General features: G+C 72.8%; 15 protein-coding genes. 6 read left to right on the top strand and 9 right to left on the bottom strand.

Going from position 1 to position 16,556, the window contains the following annotated elements; translation table 11 throughout:
• Positions 1 to 15: 15 nt before the first annotated feature.
• Together ACVUH9_RS07250 and ACVUH9_RS07245 are read right to left on the bottom strand one after the other, a co-directional pair.
• Positions 16 to 183, bottom strand: coding sequence for a hypothetical protein (locus ACVUH9_RS07250; protein WP_475755384.1), 168 nt, complete (start codon positions 181 to 183; stop codon positions 16 to 18).
• Positions 184 to 309: 126 nt separating this feature from the next.
• Positions 310 to 1,104 (bottom strand): hypothetical protein, encoded by a 795-nt coding sequence (locus ACVUH9_RS07245; RefSeq protein WP_475755382.1) that lies wholly within the window; start codon positions 1,102 to 1,104, stop codon positions 310 to 312.
• A gap of 367 nt (positions 1,105 to 1,471) precedes the next feature.
• Here ACVUH9_RS07245 and ACVUH9_RS07240 point away from each other — a divergent pair, with 367 nt between their 5' ends.
• Positions 1,472 to 1,939, top strand: a complete 468-nt coding sequence (locus tag ACVUH9_RS07240; protein WP_475755380.1) for a phospholipase A2 — start codon at positions 1,472 to 1,474, stop codon at positions 1,937 to 1,939.
• A 19-nt stretch (positions 1,940 to 1,958) separates the two neighbouring features.
• Here ACVUH9_RS07240 and ACVUH9_RS07235 read toward each other — a convergent pair whose 3' ends face one another.
• From ACVUH9_RS07235 to ACVUH9_RS07225, 3 genes are all read right to left on the bottom strand, one after another.
• On the bottom strand, positions 1,959 to 2,159 hold the full coding sequence (locus ACVUH9_RS07235; protein ID WP_475755378.1) for a hypothetical protein: 201 nt from the start codon (positions 2,157 to 2,159) through the stop codon (positions 1,959 to 1,961).
• An 88-nt stretch (positions 2,160 to 2,247) separates the two neighbouring features.
• Complete coding sequence (locus tag ACVUH9_RS07230) at positions 2,248 to 3,036, bottom strand: enoyl-CoA hydratase/isomerase family protein (protein WP_475755639.1); 789 nt, start codon at positions 3,034 to 3,036, stop codon at positions 2,248 to 2,250.
• 204 nt (positions 3,037 to 3,240) lie between these two features.
• Positions 3,241 to 4,059 (bottom strand): SGNH/GDSL hydrolase family protein, encoded by an 819-nt coding sequence (locus ACVUH9_RS07225; protein WP_475755376.1) that lies wholly within the window; start codon positions 4,057 to 4,059, stop codon positions 3,241 to 3,243.
• 243 nt (positions 4,060 to 4,302) lie between these two features.
• Here ACVUH9_RS07225 and ACVUH9_RS07220 point away from each other — a divergent pair, with 243 nt between their 5' ends.
• The 4 genes from ACVUH9_RS07220 to ACVUH9_RS07205 all read left to right on the top strand — a co-directional run bounded on the left by ACVUH9_RS07220 (position 4,303) and on the right by ACVUH9_RS07205 (position 9,650).
• A complete protein-coding gene (locus ACVUH9_RS07220) occupies positions 4,303 to 5,487 on the top strand; it encodes an acyl-CoA dehydrogenase family protein (RefSeq protein ID WP_475755375.1) in 1,185 nt (394 codons plus the stop codon).
• Between the two features lie 6 nt (positions 5,488 to 5,493).
• Positions 5,494 to 6,753, top strand: coding sequence for an acyl-CoA dehydrogenase family protein (locus ACVUH9_RS07215; RefSeq protein ID WP_475755374.1), 1,260 nt, complete (start codon positions 5,494 to 5,496; stop codon positions 6,751 to 6,753).
• A gap of 70 nt (positions 6,754 to 6,823) precedes the next feature.
• Positions 6,824 to 8,788: a carboxyl transferase domain-containing protein gene (locus ACVUH9_RS07210; RefSeq protein ID WP_475755372.1), complete on the top strand. Its 1,965-nt coding sequence runs from the start codon at positions 6,824 to 6,826 to the stop codon at positions 8,786 to 8,788.
• A 34-nt stretch (positions 8,789 to 8,822) separates the two neighbouring features.
• Positions 8,823 to 9,650, top strand: a complete 828-nt coding sequence (locus ACVUH9_RS07205) for an SDR family NAD(P)-dependent oxidoreductase (RefSeq protein WP_475755370.1) — start codon at positions 8,823 to 8,825, stop codon at positions 9,648 to 9,650.
• A gap of 123 nt (positions 9,651 to 9,773) precedes the next feature.
• Here the strand turns inward: ACVUH9_RS07205 and ACVUH9_RS07200 are convergent, their stop codons facing one another.
• Positions 9,774 to 10,424 (bottom strand): hypothetical protein, encoded by a 651-nt coding sequence (locus tag ACVUH9_RS07200; protein ID WP_475755368.1) that lies wholly within the window; start codon positions 10,422 to 10,424, stop codon positions 9,774 to 9,776.
• Between the two features lie 119 nt (positions 10,425 to 10,543).
• Here ACVUH9_RS07200 and ACVUH9_RS07195 point away from each other — a divergent pair, with 119 nt between their 5' ends.
• Complete coding sequence (locus ACVUH9_RS07195) at positions 10,544 to 12,877, top strand: hypothetical protein (RefSeq protein ID WP_475755366.1); 2,334 nt, start codon at positions 10,544 to 10,546, stop codon at positions 12,875 to 12,877.
• A gap of 121 nt (positions 12,878 to 12,998) precedes the next feature.
• On the opposite strand, the gene ACVUH9_RS07190 is transcribed toward ACVUH9_RS07195, so the two are convergent.
• The 3 genes from ACVUH9_RS07190 to ACVUH9_RS07180 all read right to left on the bottom strand — a co-directional run bounded on the left by ACVUH9_RS07190 (position 12,999) and on the right by ACVUH9_RS07180 (position 16,460).
• The gene (locus tag ACVUH9_RS07190) at positions 12,999 to 13,763 is read right to left on the bottom strand and encodes a lysophospholipid acyltransferase family protein (RefSeq protein ID WP_475755364.1); all 765 of its coding nucleotides are present in this window, start codon (positions 13,761 to 13,763) and stop codon (positions 12,999 to 13,001) included.
• A 70-nt stretch (positions 13,764 to 13,833) separates the two neighbouring features.
• A complete protein-coding gene (gene glpK / locus ACVUH9_RS07185) occupies positions 13,834 to 15,315 on the bottom strand; it encodes a glycerol kinase GlpK (RefSeq protein ID WP_475755362.1) in 1,482 nt (493 codons plus the stop codon).
• Positions 15,312 to 16,460 (bottom strand): alpha/beta hydrolase, encoded by a 1,149-nt coding sequence (locus ACVUH9_RS07180; RefSeq protein WP_475755360.1) that lies wholly within the window; start codon positions 16,458 to 16,460, stop codon positions 15,312 to 15,314. The genes glpK and ACVUH9_RS07180 overlap by 4 nt, the downstream gene beginning before the upstream one ends.
• Positions 16,461 to 16,556 lie beyond the last annotated feature (96 nt).

Raw genomic sequence — 16,556 nt, 5'->3', positions numbered from 1 at the left:
GAACCGCGCCGTCGCTCAGCCCCCGTTGCGGCTCCTGCGGGCCTCGAGGATGCCGGCGTACAACAGCGCGACGGCGATCACCAGCGCGAGAATGCCGGGGAGCGTGGCCGCGGAGGTCAGGCTGACGACCCCGATGATCAGGAATAGAACGGCGCCGAGGTGCCAGTACGCGGTCTTGGGCATGCGGTGCTTCTAGCAGACGGCGCCGGGAACCGGCCGACCGCACGAGGGGCGGACGCCCGATCGGCGTGCGCCCCTGCGGGCCCGCGAGCCGGCGCTCGGCCACGTTGCCCGCCTGGTCGGCGGCGATCACGCCGCCCGCCCCTGTGAGCGGAGCTCGGGAGCCGACTCGTGCCGGCGCTGGACCTCGCGACCGACCAGCTCGAGTCGCCGTTGGACCAACCCGCGGTACCACCCGTAGCTCTCGGCCCGCATCGGGTCACCGATCGTCTCCGCCCGGCGCATCGCCTGGACGATCCGGGTTCGCGCCTCCCCCAGGCCCAGCGGCAGCAGGCCGATCGCCGGGCCGCCCTGCTCGTCGGCACAGTGCCGCCCGAGTGCGTCGGCGTCCTGCGTCACGTCCAACAAGGTCGCGACCCCGCCCCGTTCGTGCGCGACCACGGCGACGATGCAGTGCCGAGCCCCTCTTGTCCGGTCGAACTCGATCAGGATCACCTCGGTGCTGCGGTCCTCCGGCGCCACCAGCAGCCCGGCTCGCGTCGACCTGGTCGTGCGTCGGGCCGCCCACCACGAGGGATCGGCCAGCCCGCGGTCAGCAAGCCGCTCGGCCGCCCGGCCGGCCAGCCGGGCAACGACATCGCTGCCCCCGCTGGCCAGGGCGCGAAGACCCGCCAGAGCCGGCCCGTCTCCGCGGACCGCCAGCGCGTCGGTCAGCGCGGTCGCCACCAGCCGCTCGTGGCCGCTCTCCCATCCGGCCGTGTCCGTGTGCCACCGGCCGCAGATGTCCGACGCCAGCATCTCGGCGTCCAACGGATCGGTGAACCGCGGGATCCACGTGCACAGGTTGTCGACGCCGACCTCGACGATCTCGCCGACCAGCGCGAGATGGTCGGCGTCGGCGAACCGCCCGGCCTCACGGCTCACGTCCGTTCGCGATCGTGCGCACGCCACCTGGGGGTGCCCCGTCTGTCGGTGGTCGCTGTGCCGGTGCTGGGTCATGGGCTCATGCTGCCCCGACGACCTGTGCCCGCTCTACCCCCCAACTGTGCCGAAATCGTGCCAACTACGGGACGAAATCACGCCCCAGCGATCAGCACCGTCAGCGGCGGAGCATCACGGGGTCTGCGACGGAGCTGTGGCGCCGTGTGTCGGTCGGGCTCCAGCTTCGTGCCGATTCCGTGCCGATCGGCATAGCCCTCGAGAACCGACCTAGGTTGGCGTCAACGACGCAGCAGCACCGGGCAGAACACCTCCCGACCACCCCTGCTGCCCACCCCTCGAGGAGCCCGGCGTGCCGCCCTTCCCCCACCACCTCCGCCCGGGACTGGCTGCCGCCGCAAGCGTCGGCCTGCTCGTCGCCTGCGCCTCGCCCGCAACCGCCCGCGAGCAGTCGTTGCGGGCCGAGGCCGACCGGATCATGCGGCTCGACACGGCCGCGTTCGCCTCGCTTCGCGCGTCTCCGCAACGCCCCGGCGCGTACGACTGGACGACCGACGACTGCACCCTGACCCCACCCCCGTGGGCGGCGACGTTCCTCCCCGCGTGCCGGCTGCACGACTTCGGCTACCGCAACTACGGGCGGGGCCTGCGGCTCAGCCGGAACGAGCGGACCCGGCGCTGGATCGACCACCGGTTCCGTACCGAGATGCTGCGCCTGTGCGCGGCACGACGGTCCGGCCGCTACGCCCGTTCGCTCTGCCGCGTCGAGGCCAGCACCATGCACCTGATCGTCCGCGGGGCCAACTACTGGGGCTCCTGATCGTGCTTGCCTTCCGGACCTACCGGGGTCCGTCCCCGTGCTCGCTCTCGGCCAGCCGCTCGGCCAGCAGCTTGTTGGCCACGCGGCGCCGGATGACCGAGGTCACCCCGAGGAAGATGCCCAGCACGACGCCCATGAGGACGTTCCCGACCAGCAACCCGACGACGATGCCGACCCCCAGGCCGACCAGCGCGGGGACGAGCATGCGGCGCTCAAGCATCAACGGACTCCAGGATCGGCATGCCGCGACGATAGCGGGCACCACCCCACCGGCCGGGAGCGGTCGTCGCGCCCGACCGGTCGCCGGTTCAGCGCCCGCTCCACTCCGGGTCCCGCTTCTCGAAGAACGCCTTCACGCCTTCCTGGATGTCCTCGGTCGAGAACGCCAGCGCGAGCTGCCCCCGCAGGTAGTCGAGGCCGTCGTCGAGCGACAGGTCCATCTGCCGGGAGATGGCGTCCTTGCCCATCCGCATCAGCAGCGGCGAGGAGCGGGCGATCTTGCCCGCCCAGGCGTCGACCGCGGCGTCCAGCTCGTCCCCGGCCACCACCCGGTTGACGATCCCGATCCGTTCCGCCTCCTGCGCGCTGATCCGCTCCCCCAGCAACAGCAGCTCGGTCGCCTTCTTGCGCCCGACGTTGCGGTAGATGAGCGCCATGATCATGAACGGGAAGACCCCGACGTTGATCTCGGGGGTCCCGAACGTCGCCCGCTCGTCGGCAACGATCAGGTCACAGGCGAGGGCGAGCCCCAATGCACCGGCGAGGACGTGGCCGTTGGCCCGGCAGACGGTCGGCTTGCCGAGGTCCAGGATCAACCGGAACAACCGCGGGAAGCGATCGATCGCCTGGTACTTGTGGAGCAGCGGCACCTCGGCCGCGAAGCCCGCCAGATTGCCCCCCGAGGAGAACGTCGTCTCGTGGGTCGAGGTCAGGACCACGCAGCGGACGCCGTCGTCGTCGCGACAGCGCTCGAAGGCGGCGAGCAGCTCGTCGAGCATCCCGTCGGAGAGCGCATTGCGCGTCTTCGGATCGTCCAGAGCGATCGTGGCCACCCCGGTGTCCTCGATCGTCACCCGCACCAGCGGATCGGTCTGCATCTCGCTCACGGCACTCCTCCTCGTTGGGTCAGCGCGATCGCACCGCGATCGGTCGCTGCTCGCGGCGGATCCTTGCGCACCCGGAACCGCGGTGCCCTGCTGCCGCCTGCCGGGACAGCGGGGAAGGTGCCGATCGTCGACGCACTCCCACGGTCGGGATCGGCCGGCCCCCAGCTCCGTGCTGTGGCCGGCCAAGCCGACGACCTACCCGACGATCGCGCGCACGACCGGCGCGTAGCCGCTGCTGTGGCCGGTCGTGTTGGGGTGGTAGCTCTCCCCCGTGGGATTGCTCAGGCCGTTGATCCACTCCGGCGAGTCGCAGACGGCGTGACCGATGAACGCCGGAATCACGTTGCCGAAGCTGAAGCCGTAGGCCGTCGCCCGTGCCTGCAACGTCGTCCGCAGCAGATCGGCCGTGGCGTTCAGGCGGGTCTCGTCGTCGGGGCTGAAGAACGTCGCCGCGTTGCAGTCCTCGCCGTTGAAGAGGCGCGGGTAGTCCAGGACGACCACCGTGGCCGTCGGCGAGCGCGTCTGGATCTGCGTGAAGACGGCGTTCAGGCGGGCCGGCAACGTGTTCTGGATGAAGCTCTGGGCCGTGGTCACCTTGCCCGCGCAGTTCGACAGCCAGGCCGGCTTGGCGCACTCGAGGATCACGTTGCCGAAGCCGGCGTCGTTGCCCCCGATCGTGATCGTCACGATCTTCGTTTCGGCGGTCAACGAGCTGACCTGGTTGTTGATCACGTCGGTCGTCGTCGCCCCGGAGCAGGCGACGAACACCAGCGACGTGTTCGGCCGCTGCGCGCCGACCAGCGCCGGGTAGGCGGAGTTCGACCGCTGACAAGCGGTGTTGGTGTAGACCCGGGTACCGGTGCCGGAGGAGTACGAATCGCCGAGCGCGACGTAGCGGTCGGCCGCCGACGCGGAGGCGGTGGAGCCGACGAGGACCAGCGCGGTGGCCAGGACTGGGGCGATCAGGCGCCGCAGATTGCGGCGCCTGACGTCGTGGGAGAGGAAACGGGACATCGGAAACTCCTTGTGTGTATTGGATGTACACCGATCCTCCCCCAGGCCCGGGCGACATGGTCCAGCTCGGACGATCACCCGCGCCAGGCACCCGCCAGCCAGCCCGCGCGCCGCCAGCCGGGTCTCGCCGGCCACCGCCGGGCGCCTCGCATCCACCGACCATCCGCGGACACTTCCTACGCCTCCGTAGCGAAAACCACGAAAACGACACAAGTAGAACGTGCCACCTGCTACTTTTGGCGCATGTCCACGGAGAGCGTTCCGAAGCCCGATCACGCCAGCGCCGCTCGGCACCCGATCTTCACCGACGAGCACGAGGAGCTGCGCGGGTCGATCCGGCAGTTCGTCGAGCGCGAGCTGGCCCCCCACGCCGACGAGTGGGAGGAGACGACCTTCCCCGACTCGGTCTTCAAGCGGATGGGAGAGCTGGGCTTCCTCGGCCTCCACTACCCCGAGGAGTACGGCGGGCAGGGCGGCGACTACGCGACCCAGATCGTCCTCGCCGAGGAGATGTCACGCAGCCACTCCGGCGGCCTCGTGATGGGTGTCGCCGTCCACACCGACATGGCCAACCCGGTCATCAAGCTGCTGGGCACCCACGAGCAGAAGCTCCAGTACCTCGTCCCCGCGCTGAAGGGCGAGAAGATCGCCTGCCTCGGCATCACCGAGCCGGGCGCCGGCAGCGACGTCGCCGGGATCCAGACGACGGCCGTGCGCGACGGCGACGAATGGGTCGTCAACGGCTCGAAGCTCTACATCACCAACGGCCACCGCGCCGACTACATCGTCCTCGTCGTCAAGACCGACCCGGACGCCGGCTACGGCGGCTTCAGCCTGCTGATCGTCGACATGGACGCGCCCGGCGTCGTCCGCGAGAAGCGGCTCGAGAAGCTCGGCATGCACGCCTCCGACACCGCGCTGCTGGCGTTCCAGGACGTTCGCGTGCCCGCCGAGAACCTGCTCGGCGAGGAGGGCAAGGGCTTCTACCACATCATGTGGGAGCTCCAGGGCGAGCGCCTGATCGCCGCCGCCGGGGCCGTCGCCGCCGCCGAGCGCCTGATCGAGCGGACCCTCCAGTTCGCCAAGGAGCGCCAGGCCTTCGGCCGCCCGATCGGCAAGTTCCAGGGGATCCGCTGGAAGTTCGCCGAGATGGAGACGAAGCTCGAAGCCGGCCGCCAGATGACCTACAACACCGCCTGGCGCGTGATGCAGGGCGACTATCCCGTCCGCGAGATCTCGATGGCCAAGCTCTACACGAGCCGGATGGCCTGCGAGATCGCCGACGAGTGCCTCCAGATCCACGGCGGCGCCGGCTACATGAAGGAGTACGGGATCGAACGGGCCTGGCGCGACCTGCGTCTGAACCGGATCGGCGCCGGCACCGACGAGACCCTGCTGGAGTACATCGGCCGCTCCTACGGGCTGTAGGCGCCCGTGTCGGCGACCACCCCCCGACTCGATCCCGCCAGTCTCGGCCACGGCGGGACCGGTTGGGGCCACCTCTTCACGCCCGAGCACGAGGAGCTGCGGGCCACGATCCGGCGCTGGGCGGAGACCGAGATCACGCCCAACGTCCAGGCCTGGGAGGACGCCAAGTGGGTGCCCTCGTCGGTCTTCCGGCGGGCCGGCGAGCTGGGCTTCCTCGGACTCGCCTACCCGACCGAGCTCGGCGGCCAGGGTGGCAGCCACGTCCATGAGGCCGTCTTCCAGCAGGAGCTGGCGCGCTGCGGATCCGGTGGTGTCTCCGCCGCGCTCGGAGCCCCGATGACGATCGCCACGCCCCCGATCGTCAAGTTCGGCACCCCCGAGCAGCAGGAGCGGTGGGTCGGGCCGGTCCTGCGCGGCGAGCGGATCGCCGCGCTGGCGATCACCGAACCGGGCACCGGCAGCGACGTCGCCGGGATCCAGACCACCGCCCGCAAGGTCGACGGCGGCTTCGTCGTCTCCGGCGAGAAGTGCTTCATCACCGGCGGGATCCGCGCCCGGCACATGGTCACCGCGGTCAAGACCACCAGTGAAGGCGGGCATGGCGGGATCTCGTTCCTGGTCATCGAGCGTCCGCCCCTGGGTGGGCGGGAATCCCGTGATGCGGAGGACGACATGCGCGCGCTGGGGGCCGACCGCGGCGACGGGATCACCGCCAGCCCGCTGGAGAAGCTCGGCTGGCACGCGTCCGACACCGCCCTGATCACGTTCGACGACGTCTTCGTTCCCGAGGACCACCTGCTCGGGGAGCTGGACGGCGGCTTCAAGCTGATCATGGCCAACTTCCAGTGGGAGCGGCTGTCGATGTCGCTCGGTGCCGTCGCCGGGATGGAGGCCGCCCTCGAGCAGACGATGGCGTTCGTGCAGCAGCGGCAGGCGTTCGGGCGCCGGATCGCCGACTTCCAGGGCACCCGCTGGGCGCTCGCCGAGATGGGCACGACGATCGAGGCCTGCCGGTCGCTGACCTACGAGACGCTGCGCAAGCACGTCGCCGGGGTCCCCGCGATCAAGGAGGTCTCGATGACCAAGCTGATGACGCAGCGGGCGTTGGTCGACATCACCGACCGCTGCCTCCAGCTGCACGGCGGTGCCGGCTACATGAAGGAGTACGGGATCGAGCGGGCCCTCCGGGACGCCCGGCTCGGACCGATCGGCGGCGGCACCGACGAGATCATGAAGGACGTGATCGGGCGCCTGATGGGCGTCTGAGCAGCGTTGGCCTCGGGCCGGGCGTGGCGGTCGCCGCCAGCCCCGGCCCGACGCCCGATAGGGTCGCTCGATGGCCCGCCCGGACGCCCGCCGCACCCCCACGATCGGCGCGGACGAGGTGCTCGTCGTCTCACCGCTGACCGGCGCCGTCGCGACCGTCGAGCAACAACCAGGGATGACCGTCGCGGCCGGCGATCCGCTGCTGATCCTCGAGGTCATGAAGATGGAGCACGTCGTCGCGGCGGAGGCCGACGGGACCCTCGTACGGCTGCTGGTCGAGGCCGGCGACGGCGTCGTCGAAGGCCAGCCGCTGGCGGTGCTGCGCAGCGAGGCGGCGCCCGCCCCGGAGGCGACCGCCGACGGCAGCCGCCAGCACGGCCTCGGGACCACGGCCGCCGCACCAGCGACCACTCCGCCGGCCCCCGCCGTTCCCTCGGACCCCGCCGCTCCGTCGGGCCCCACCGTCCCGCCGGGCTCTACCGTCCCCCCGGGCCCCGCCGCTCCGTCGGGCCCCACCGCGCCGGACCAGGACGGCGCCCGCCCGGACCTCGCGGCGGTCCTCGCCCGCCACGCGCTCGGCCAGGACGCCGCGCGCCCCGAGGCGGTCGCCAAGCGCCATGCGCTCGGCCGCCGGACGGCGCGGGAGAACCTCGACGACCTCGTCGACCCCGGCAGCTTCGTCGAGTACGGGCCGCTGGTGTTCGCCGCCCAGGAGCGCCGCCGCAGCCGCGAGGACCTGATCGCCCGGACCCCCGCCGACGGGATCATCGGCGGCGTCGCGACCGTCAACGGCAGCCGCGCCGACGGCGGCGGGCGCTGCGTGGTGATGAGCTACGACTACACCGTCCTGGCCGGCACGCAGGGCATGCGTGGCCACCTCAAGAAGGACCGGCTGTTCGAGATCGCCGCCCGCCAGCGACTGCCGGTAGTGCTCTTCGCCGAAGGCGGCGGCGGGCGCCCCGGCGACGTCGACCTGCCGCTCGTCGCCGGCCTCGACTGCATGGCCTTCCACCTCTTCGCCAAGCTCAGCGGCAGCGTCCCGACCATCGGGATCGCGTCCGGCCGCTGCTTCGCCGGCAACGCCGCGCTGCTCGGCTGCTGCGACGTGGTGATCGCGACCGAGGACGCCAACATCGGGATGGGCGGCCCGGCGATGATCGAAGGCGGTGGCCTCGGCACCGTCACCCCGGAGCAGATCGGCCCGATCGACGTCCAGGCCGAGAACGGCGTCGTCGACCTGCGGGTCGCCGACGACGCGGCCGCGGTGGCCGCCGCCCAGCGCTACCTCGGCTACTTCCAGGGCGCTACCGACGGCTGGATCGCCCCCGACCAGGAGCGCCTGCGCGACCTGATCCCCGAGCGCCGCAAGCGGATCTACGACGTGCGTGGGGTGATCGAGACGCTCTGCGACGTCGGCTCCGTCCTCGAGCTGCGGCGTGGCTTCGCGCCCGGCATGCTCACGGCACTGGTCCGGGTCGAGGGCCGACCGCTCGGGCTGGTCGCCAACGACCCCGGCCACCTCGGCGGGGCGATCGACGCCGAGGCGACCGACAAGGCCGCGGCCTTCCTCCAGCTCTGCGAGGCCCACGGACTGCCGGTCCTGTTCCTCTGCGACACCCCCGGCTTCATGGTCGGACCGGGCTCCGAGGAGCAGGCGATGGTCCGCCGCGCGGCGAAGCTGTTCACGACCGGCGCCAACCTGACCGTCCCGACCGGGACGATCGTGCTCCGCAAGGCCTACGGCCTCGGCGCCCAGGCGATGGCGGGCGGCAGCATGAAGGCGCCCCTGTTCGCCGTCGGCTGGCCGACCTCCGAGTTCGGGGCGATGGGTCTCGAGGGCGCCGTCCGGCTCGGGCTCCGCCGCGAGCTGGAGGCGATCGCGGACCCGGACGAGCGTCAGCAGGCCTACGATGCCGCGGTCGCTGCCGCCTACGAGCACGGCCAGGGCCTCAACGTCGCCGCCCACTGGGAGATCGACGACGTGATCGATCCCGCCGACTCGCGTCGCTGGATCCGGCTGCTGCACGCCGGGTAGGGTGGCCGTCAGCGACCGCGACGCAGGAGGCAGCATGGGAGTTCTGGACGGCAAGGTGGCGATCGTCACCGGATCGGCGCGCGGGATCGGGCGCGCGACCGCCGCGCTGCTGCTCGAGCAGGGCGCGAAGGTCGTCGTCAACGACCTCGACGCCGACCTCGCCCGGGCGACCGCCGACGAGCTCGACGGTGAGACGACCGTGTTCGCCGGCGATCTGACCAAGGACGGCGCGCCCGAGAAGCTCGTCCAGCACGCGATCGACAGCTGGGGCCAGCTCGACATCCTCGTCAACAACGCCGGCTACACGCTCGACGCACCCGTCCACAAGATGAGCGACGACTGGTTCCAGCGGATGCTCGACATCCACGTCGTCGCGCCCTTCCGCACGATCCGTGCCGCCGCCCCGCACCTGCGCGAGCCGGCCAAGAAGGAACGCGCGGAGGGCATCGAGGTCTTCCGCAAGATCGTCAACGTCAGCTCGATCAGCGGCACGATGGGCAACGCCGGCCAGGCCAACTACTCGGCGGGCAAGTCGGCGGTCGTCGGCCTGACGCGGACGCTGGCCAAGGAGTGGGGCCAGTTCAAGGTCAACGTCAACGCGGTCGCCTTCGGTTGGATCGAGACCCGCCTGACCGCGAGCAAGGACGCCGCCAACGTGACCGAGATCGACGGGCAGCAGGTCCAGCTGGGGATCCCCGACGGGATGCGGGAGCTGGCCCCGATGATGGTGCCGCTCGGCCGGCCGGGAACCGTCGAGGAGGCGGCCGGCGGGATCTTCCTGCTCTGCACGCCGTGGGCGAACTACGTCCACGGCCAGACCCTGCACGTGACCGGCGGGCAGTTCGGCGGGATGACCGGCTGAGGGCGGTTCGGGCGCGGCCGGCCTGTCCGCGGGCGGTCCGCGGGCAGACGGTCGGACCTGACGATCAGACGCGGCCGGCGTCGCGGACAGGCCGCGACGCCGGACGATGCGTCGGGGGAACGGTCAGGGGCCGCCGAGGCTGATGCCACCCGAGGCGGGCGGCGTCAGCGGGGCCACGGGGGTCGGGGCGGCCGGGGCCACCGGGGTGGTGGCCGGAGCGGCCGGGGTCGCCGCCGGCGGAGCAGGCGCGGCGCTCGACGGGCGGATCGCCGACGCCGCGGGCCGGGCCGCGCGGCGCCCCGCCACCACCCGCAGGCGGTAGGGGATCGCGCCCAGCGTGGCGCACGGGCCGACGGTCTCGCTGCCGGCGCAGCGGATGTGCAGCACCAGTCGGCCGTCGACGCCGAGCCGGGCGCGAGCGACCGCCGAGCCGCCGCTGCCGACCTTCCACCAGCGCGGCGCCGTGCTCGTCACCCGCGACAGCTCCAGGACCAGGCCGCGACGGGCGACGTCGCCCGCGTGGACGATCGAGACGGTCACCAGCGAGCCGGGCCGGCCGCGCGCCACGAACCAGTCCTCGTCCCGCACCGACGGCGGGCCGAGCACGACCTGCTGGGCGACGGTCGCCCCGAGCACGATCGGCAGGGCGGTCGCGCTCGTCTCGTTGCTCGCCGCGGTCTCCAAGAGGTCGCGACCGGCGACGGCACCGGCGGACGAGGCCACGACGAGCACGCCGACGACCGCGACGCCGGCGAGGGGGACGGTGGGACGCATGGCCCGGGATTCGTTCCGCCTCCACCGGGACCTCTGCCGCGAAAGCAACCTTGCAGCGGCACCGTGACGTTCGTCCGTCCCACCGCAACGACCGGCCGTTCGCCGGGTTACGACAGGCGATGCGGCCCCCTGCTCCCCTCCCCTCGCTGCGGTCGCTGGCCGTCGCCACGATCGCCCTCGCCAGCACCCTGCTCGCCACGGCGCCCGCGGCCGACGCCCGGGTCGTTGCCGTCGCCGACGGCTCGGCGCGCCTGCAGCTGCGGGACCTACGCACGATGCGCACGACGATCACCGTCCGCCTGCCCGGCGGCGCCCGGGCCGTCGGCTTCGCCCGTGACGGATCGCGACTGTTCTCGGCCGCCGGGCGCGAGGTCGTCGCCGTCGACCCGTCGAACGGCCAGATCGTCGCGCGCGCGAACGCGGGTCTGACCCCGCAGGCGCTGGCCGTCGCCTCGACCGCCTCCCGCGTCCTCGTCGGCAGTGGCCGCACGCTCGCCGTGCTCGACGCCAGCAGCCTCGCGACCGTCAGCCGGATCCGACTCGACGCCAAGACCAGCGTCTCCGGGCTCGCCGTCGACGACGCCGGCACCCGGGCGATCGTCGCGCTCGGCAAGCAGGGCGTCGCCGTGGTCGACCTCTCACGGGGCCAGATCATCCGCCGGCTGCGGCTCGGCACCGCGGGCGGCGTCGCCGTGCGGCCCGACGGCGAGACCGCGCTGGTCGCGACCCCGGGCAGCGGCCGCCGCCGCGGCACGCTGACCGTGCTCAACACGGCGACCGGCGCCGTTCGCAGCACGATCGGCCTGCCGGCCGGGGTCGGCGGCGGGGTCTCGGCCCCCGACGACGCCCGCCGCACGGTCGTCGGTGCGGCCAAGGGCGGCAACCGGATCGCGATCGTCGACGTCGTTCGCGGGCGCCGGGTCCGCACCATCAGCGTCGGCCGGGGCCCCGGACTGCCTGCCGTCACCGACGGCGGCACCCAGGTCCTCGTCGGTGACGCCGGCTCGCGCTCGCTCTCGCTGGTCCCGTTCTCCAGCATGCGGCGGACCCGGGCCGTGCGGCTCGGCGAGCGGGCGCCGACCGCGGTCGTCGCCCAGCCGGGGCTCGCGATCCGGATCGGCACCGAGGGCCCCGACCGCTTCACGGGCACCCGCGGGCAGGACCGCCTGATCGGCCTCGGCGGCAACGACGACCTGCGCGGCAACCGCGACCGCGACGAGCTGTTCGGCGGCGACGGCGACGACCGGGTCGACGGCGGCGCCGGCCAGGACGTGCTCGACGGGGGCAACGGCAACGACCGGATCCTCGGCGGCGACGGCAGTGACCGGGTCGTCGCCGGGGACGGCAACGACTTCGTGGAGACCGGGCAGGGCAACGACCAGATCGACCTCGGCCCGGGCAACGACGCCGTCGATCCCGGCGACGGCGACGACACCGTCAACGGCGGGCCCGGCGACGACCGGATCATCGAGAGCGGGCTCGGCAACGACCCGCTGCTCGACGGCGGCGACGGCAACGACGTGATCGTCGGCAATCGCGGGACAGACCGGCTCGTCGGCGGCAACGGCGACGACCAGCTCGACGGCGGCAACGCCAACGACATCCTCGAGGGTGGGGCCGGCAACGACCGGATCCTGACCGGGACCGGCAACGACCGGGTCGACGCCGGCCCGGACGACGACATCGTGATCGGCGACATCGGCAAGAACCGGATCATCGGCGGCGACGGCAACGACCAGCTCGACGGCAACAGCGGCGACGACCGGATCGACGGCGGCAACGGCAACGACGCGATCGTCGGCGGACCCGGCAACGATCGGATCGTGGCCGGGCCCGGGGACGACGTGATCCGCGCCGCCGACAACAACGCCGACCGGGTCGACTGCGGTCCCGGCAAGGATGTCGTGCTGGTCGAGAACACCGCCCCCAAGCGCGACGCGCTGCGCAGCTGCGAGACGGTCCTGCAGGTCCCGCCCGAGGCCGGCCACGACTCCGGGCGAGCCTCGAACGTGCTCTCCGGCGGCCCCGGCAACGACACGATCGTCGGGACCGACGGGGTCGACACGATCATCACCGCCGACGGCAACGACAAGATCTGGGGCCAGGGCGGCGACGACTACGTCGACGGCGAGAACGGCGACGACGAGGTCCACGGCGGACCCGGCAACGACGACGTCCACGGCCGCAACGGCAACGACCTGCTCTACGGCAACGAGGGCGACGACCGGGTGACCGGGGCCGCCGGCAACGACACCGTCGACGGTGGGGCCGGCAACGACACGGTGATCGGCAGCAACGGCCGCGACGTCCTGATCGGCGGCGAAGGCGACGACCGGATCGAGGCCGTCGACAACGAGGTCGACCGGATCACCTGCGGGCCGGGCAACGACACGGTCGTGCTCGACCTCGACGACGTCGTCGTCGACGACAGCTGCGAGCGGAGGATCCACTGACGGTCCGAGGGGCGGTCGGTGGCCGCCCCCGACCGGTCTCCCCACCGGCGTGTCGGGCTGCGGCCCTCAGCCGGCGGCCCTCAAGCCCGCCGCCTCAGCCCGCGCCCTCAAGCCCGCGGCCTCAGCCGGCGGCGGGAGGACGGTAGGCGGCCGCAGCCGCGCGGCCGCCGTCCTCCATCACGCCGTAGAGCCGCTTGATCTCCCCGAAGATCTCGTCGGCGACCGCCTGCGAGTCCTCGCGCGAGACGACGGCTGCGGCGTCCTGCTGCTGGTACCGGATCGGCTCGCCGAACAGGACGGTCACCTGCGGGAAGTGCCCGCGGCGGAGGTTGCGCACGTGCGAGCTGCCGTGGATCGCGACCGGCAGCACGACCGCGCCGCTCTCGAGGGCGATCCGGCCGATGCCCGGCTTCGCATGCTCGGCGAGCTTGCCCGTCCGCGAGCGACCGCCCTCGCAGTACATCGCCATGCAGCCACCACGACCGAGGATCGCGTCGACGGTCTTGAACGCCTCGGCGTCGCGGGCCCCACGGCGGACGGGGAAGGTCCCGCCGTTGGCGTAGACCTTGTCCATCGGCGACGTGAACATCTGCGACTTCGCCATGAAGTGGATCTTCCGACGGGTCCCGAGGCCCATGAAGAAGTGGTCGAAGTTGGAGAAGTGGTTCGGCGCGATCACCAGCGGGCCCGAGCGCGGGATCCGCTCGGTCCCGTAGGCCCGCGTGCGGTACAGCCCGATCCCGACCAGGGTCGTCACGGCGCGCACGATGTCGTAGACCGGACCGGGCTCCTTCGCCCGGGTCCGCGCGTGGTAGCGGTCGAACAGCTCCGCCGGCCGCTCGTCGAGGTAGATCTGCTCCTTGATCTTGACCAGATCGTCCGCCATGACCTGCAGCCTAACCGGGGACGGCGGCGTCCGTCCGATGCCCGGCCGGGCGGGCGGGCGGGTCCGGTCGTCAGTCGGGCACCACCTGGCGCAGCGAGCGCGAGACCGCGTCGGTCCAGCCCGCGTGCAGCGTGGCCGCCTGGTCGCGGGACATCGTCGGCTCGAAGCGCGCCGCCTCGCGCCAGCTGCGGGTGACGTCGCGCTGGTTCCAGAGGCCGACGCCGACCCCGGCCAGGTAGGCGGCGCCGAGCGCGGTCGTCTCGTGGTTCGCGGGGACCACCACCGGCACGCCGAGCATGTCGGCCTGGAACTGCATCAGCCAGCGGTTGGCGGTCGCCCCGCCGTCGGCCTTCAGCACCCGCAGCGGCTCGCCCGCGGCCGTCTCCATCGCCCGGACGGCGTCGAGCGTCTGGTAGGCGATCGCCTCCAGCGTCGCCCGAGCGAAGTGGGCGCGACCCGACCCGCGCGTGAGCCCGACGATCGTGCCGCGTGCGTAGGGATCCCAGTGCGGCGAGCCGAGCCCCGCGAAGGCCGGCACCAGGTAGACGCCGTCGTTGGAGCGCAGCGAGGCGGCGAGCGGCTCGGTCTCCCCCGCGCTGTCGATGATCCGCAGCCCGTCCCGCAGCCACTGGACCGCCGCCCCGGTCGCGAAGACCGACGCCTCCAGCGCGTAGACCGTGCGCTGCCCGATCTGCCAGGCGACGGTCGCGATCAGCCCCTCGTGGACGCCCGGCCGCTGGTCGCCGGTATTGAGCAACACGAACGAGCCGGTGCCGTAGGTGTTCTTGCCCTCGCCCCGATCGAGGCAGGCCTGGCCGTAGAGGGCCGCCTGCTGGTCGCCGGCGACGCCGCCGACGGGGCAGGTCGCGCCGCCGAGCGCGCCGGGACGGACGTTGCCGAACCCGCCGATCGACGGTCGGACCTCGGGCAGCGACCGGATCGGGACCCCGAACAGCTCGCAGAGCTGCTCGTCCCAGATCCCCCGCTCGATGTCGAAGAGCATCGTCCGCGAGGCGTTCGACGGCTCGGTCACGTGCTCGCCGGTCAGCTGGAACAGCAGCCAGGAGTCGATCGTCCCGAAGACCGCCGTCCCCCGCTGGGCGCGCTCGCGCAGCTCGGGGGCGTCCTCGAGCAGCCAGGCGATCTTGGTCGCCGAGAAGTACGGGTCGAGCACCAGCCCGGTCCGTTCCCGCACCAGCGGCTCGTGGCCGGCGGCGCGCAGGCGGTCGCAGAGCCCCGACGTCCGCCGGTCCTGCCAGACGATCGCCCGGTGCAGGGGCTCTCCGGTCGCCGGATCCCAGACGCAGATCGTCTCGCGCTGGTTGGTGATCCCGATCGTGATCAGCTCGGCGGGGTCGATCCCGGCGTCGTCGCAGGCGGCGAGCGCCACGGCACGGGTCACCGCCCAGATCTCGGCCGCGTCGTGCTCGACCCAGCCTGGTCGCGGGAAGTGCTGCGCGAACTCGCGGTAGCCGCGCCCGATCAGCTCGCCGTCGCGGTCGACGACGCAGCAGGTGGTGCCGGTCGTGCCCTGGTCGATCGCCAGGATCACGATGCCGCCCCCTCGTCGCCGGGGGTGGCCCCGCCGGCCACCGCATCCCCGGCGTCCTCGTCGATCAAGGTCGCATCGGGGATCGTCCCGACCCCCTCGGGCACCGTCTCTCTCTCGCCGAGCTCCGCAGCCTCCTCCTCGGCCCGGGCGCTCGGTTCGGCGACCGCCGTGCTCGGCAGCACGCTGTTGGCGAAGGTCGCGATCCGGTGGAGCGCGTCGCGCGCCTCGGGAGTCCCGACCCAGGCCGGGACCACGTGCAACGTGCCCTCGTAGAGCTCCAGCTCGGCGCGGACGCCGAGTGCGGCCAGCCGCCGCGCGACCCGCTCGCCGTCGTCCCGCAGGACCTCGTCCTCCCCGACCTGGACCAGCGTCGGCGGCAGCTGTCGCTGGAGCTCGTCGGGCCCGAACAGGGGTGAGAGCCGCCAGTCGTCGAGCGGACGGTCGCCGGCGGCGACCCGGGCGCAGCGGCGGAGGCCGGCCTCGGGGATGAAGGGATCACGGGTCGCGTTCGCCCGCAGCGACTCGCCGGACGTCGACAGGTCGCTCCACGGCGAGAGCAGCACCAGCCCGGCGGGGCTCGGCAGGCCCGCCTCGACCACGTGCAGCAGCAGCTCGTGGGCGAGGTTGCCGCCGGCCGAGTCCCCCGCGACGATGATCCGGGCGGGGTCGTGGTCGTCGAGCAGCGCGCGGTAGACGGCCAGCGCGTCCTCGATCGGGGCCGGCATCGTCCACTGCGGCGGCAGCCGGTAGTCGACCGAGATCGCCGGCAGGCCGGTCACGTGGGAGAGCCGCGAGACGAGGTTGCGGTGCGTCCGCGGCGACCCGAAGACGTAGCCGCCGCCGTGGAGGTAGAGGATGATCGGCTGGTCCGGCGCGCGAAGCTGCTCGGCCCGCGGGGCCCGCACCCACTCGGCGGGCACGCCGGCCAGTGTGACCCGCTCGACCGTGGTCCCGTGCAGGATCGGCACGCGCTCGGTCGGGTCGACGATCCGCTGGAGCATCCGGATCCCGCGCGGGGTCATCCGCCAGCCGCGGGCGATCGGCAGCCACAGCCGCCGCATCCGGCTCGCCAGCCGCGTCGTCTCGTGACTCGCGGGCCCGTAGATGCGCACCACGGGTCCTGCGTCGTCGGCCTCCGGATCCATGCCGGCCAGCCTACCGCCGGACGAGCCAGTGCTCGAACCGGTCTCGTGCGGGTTGCCGGCGATCGCGGTGGAGCCGAACGCCCGTCACGGCGACGG

It is taken from the genome of Patulibacter ginsengiterrae (assembly GCF_056269115.1).
The sequence above is the reverse complement of the archived record's forward strand: the minus strand, read 5'-3'. Positions and strand labels throughout refer to the sequence as shown.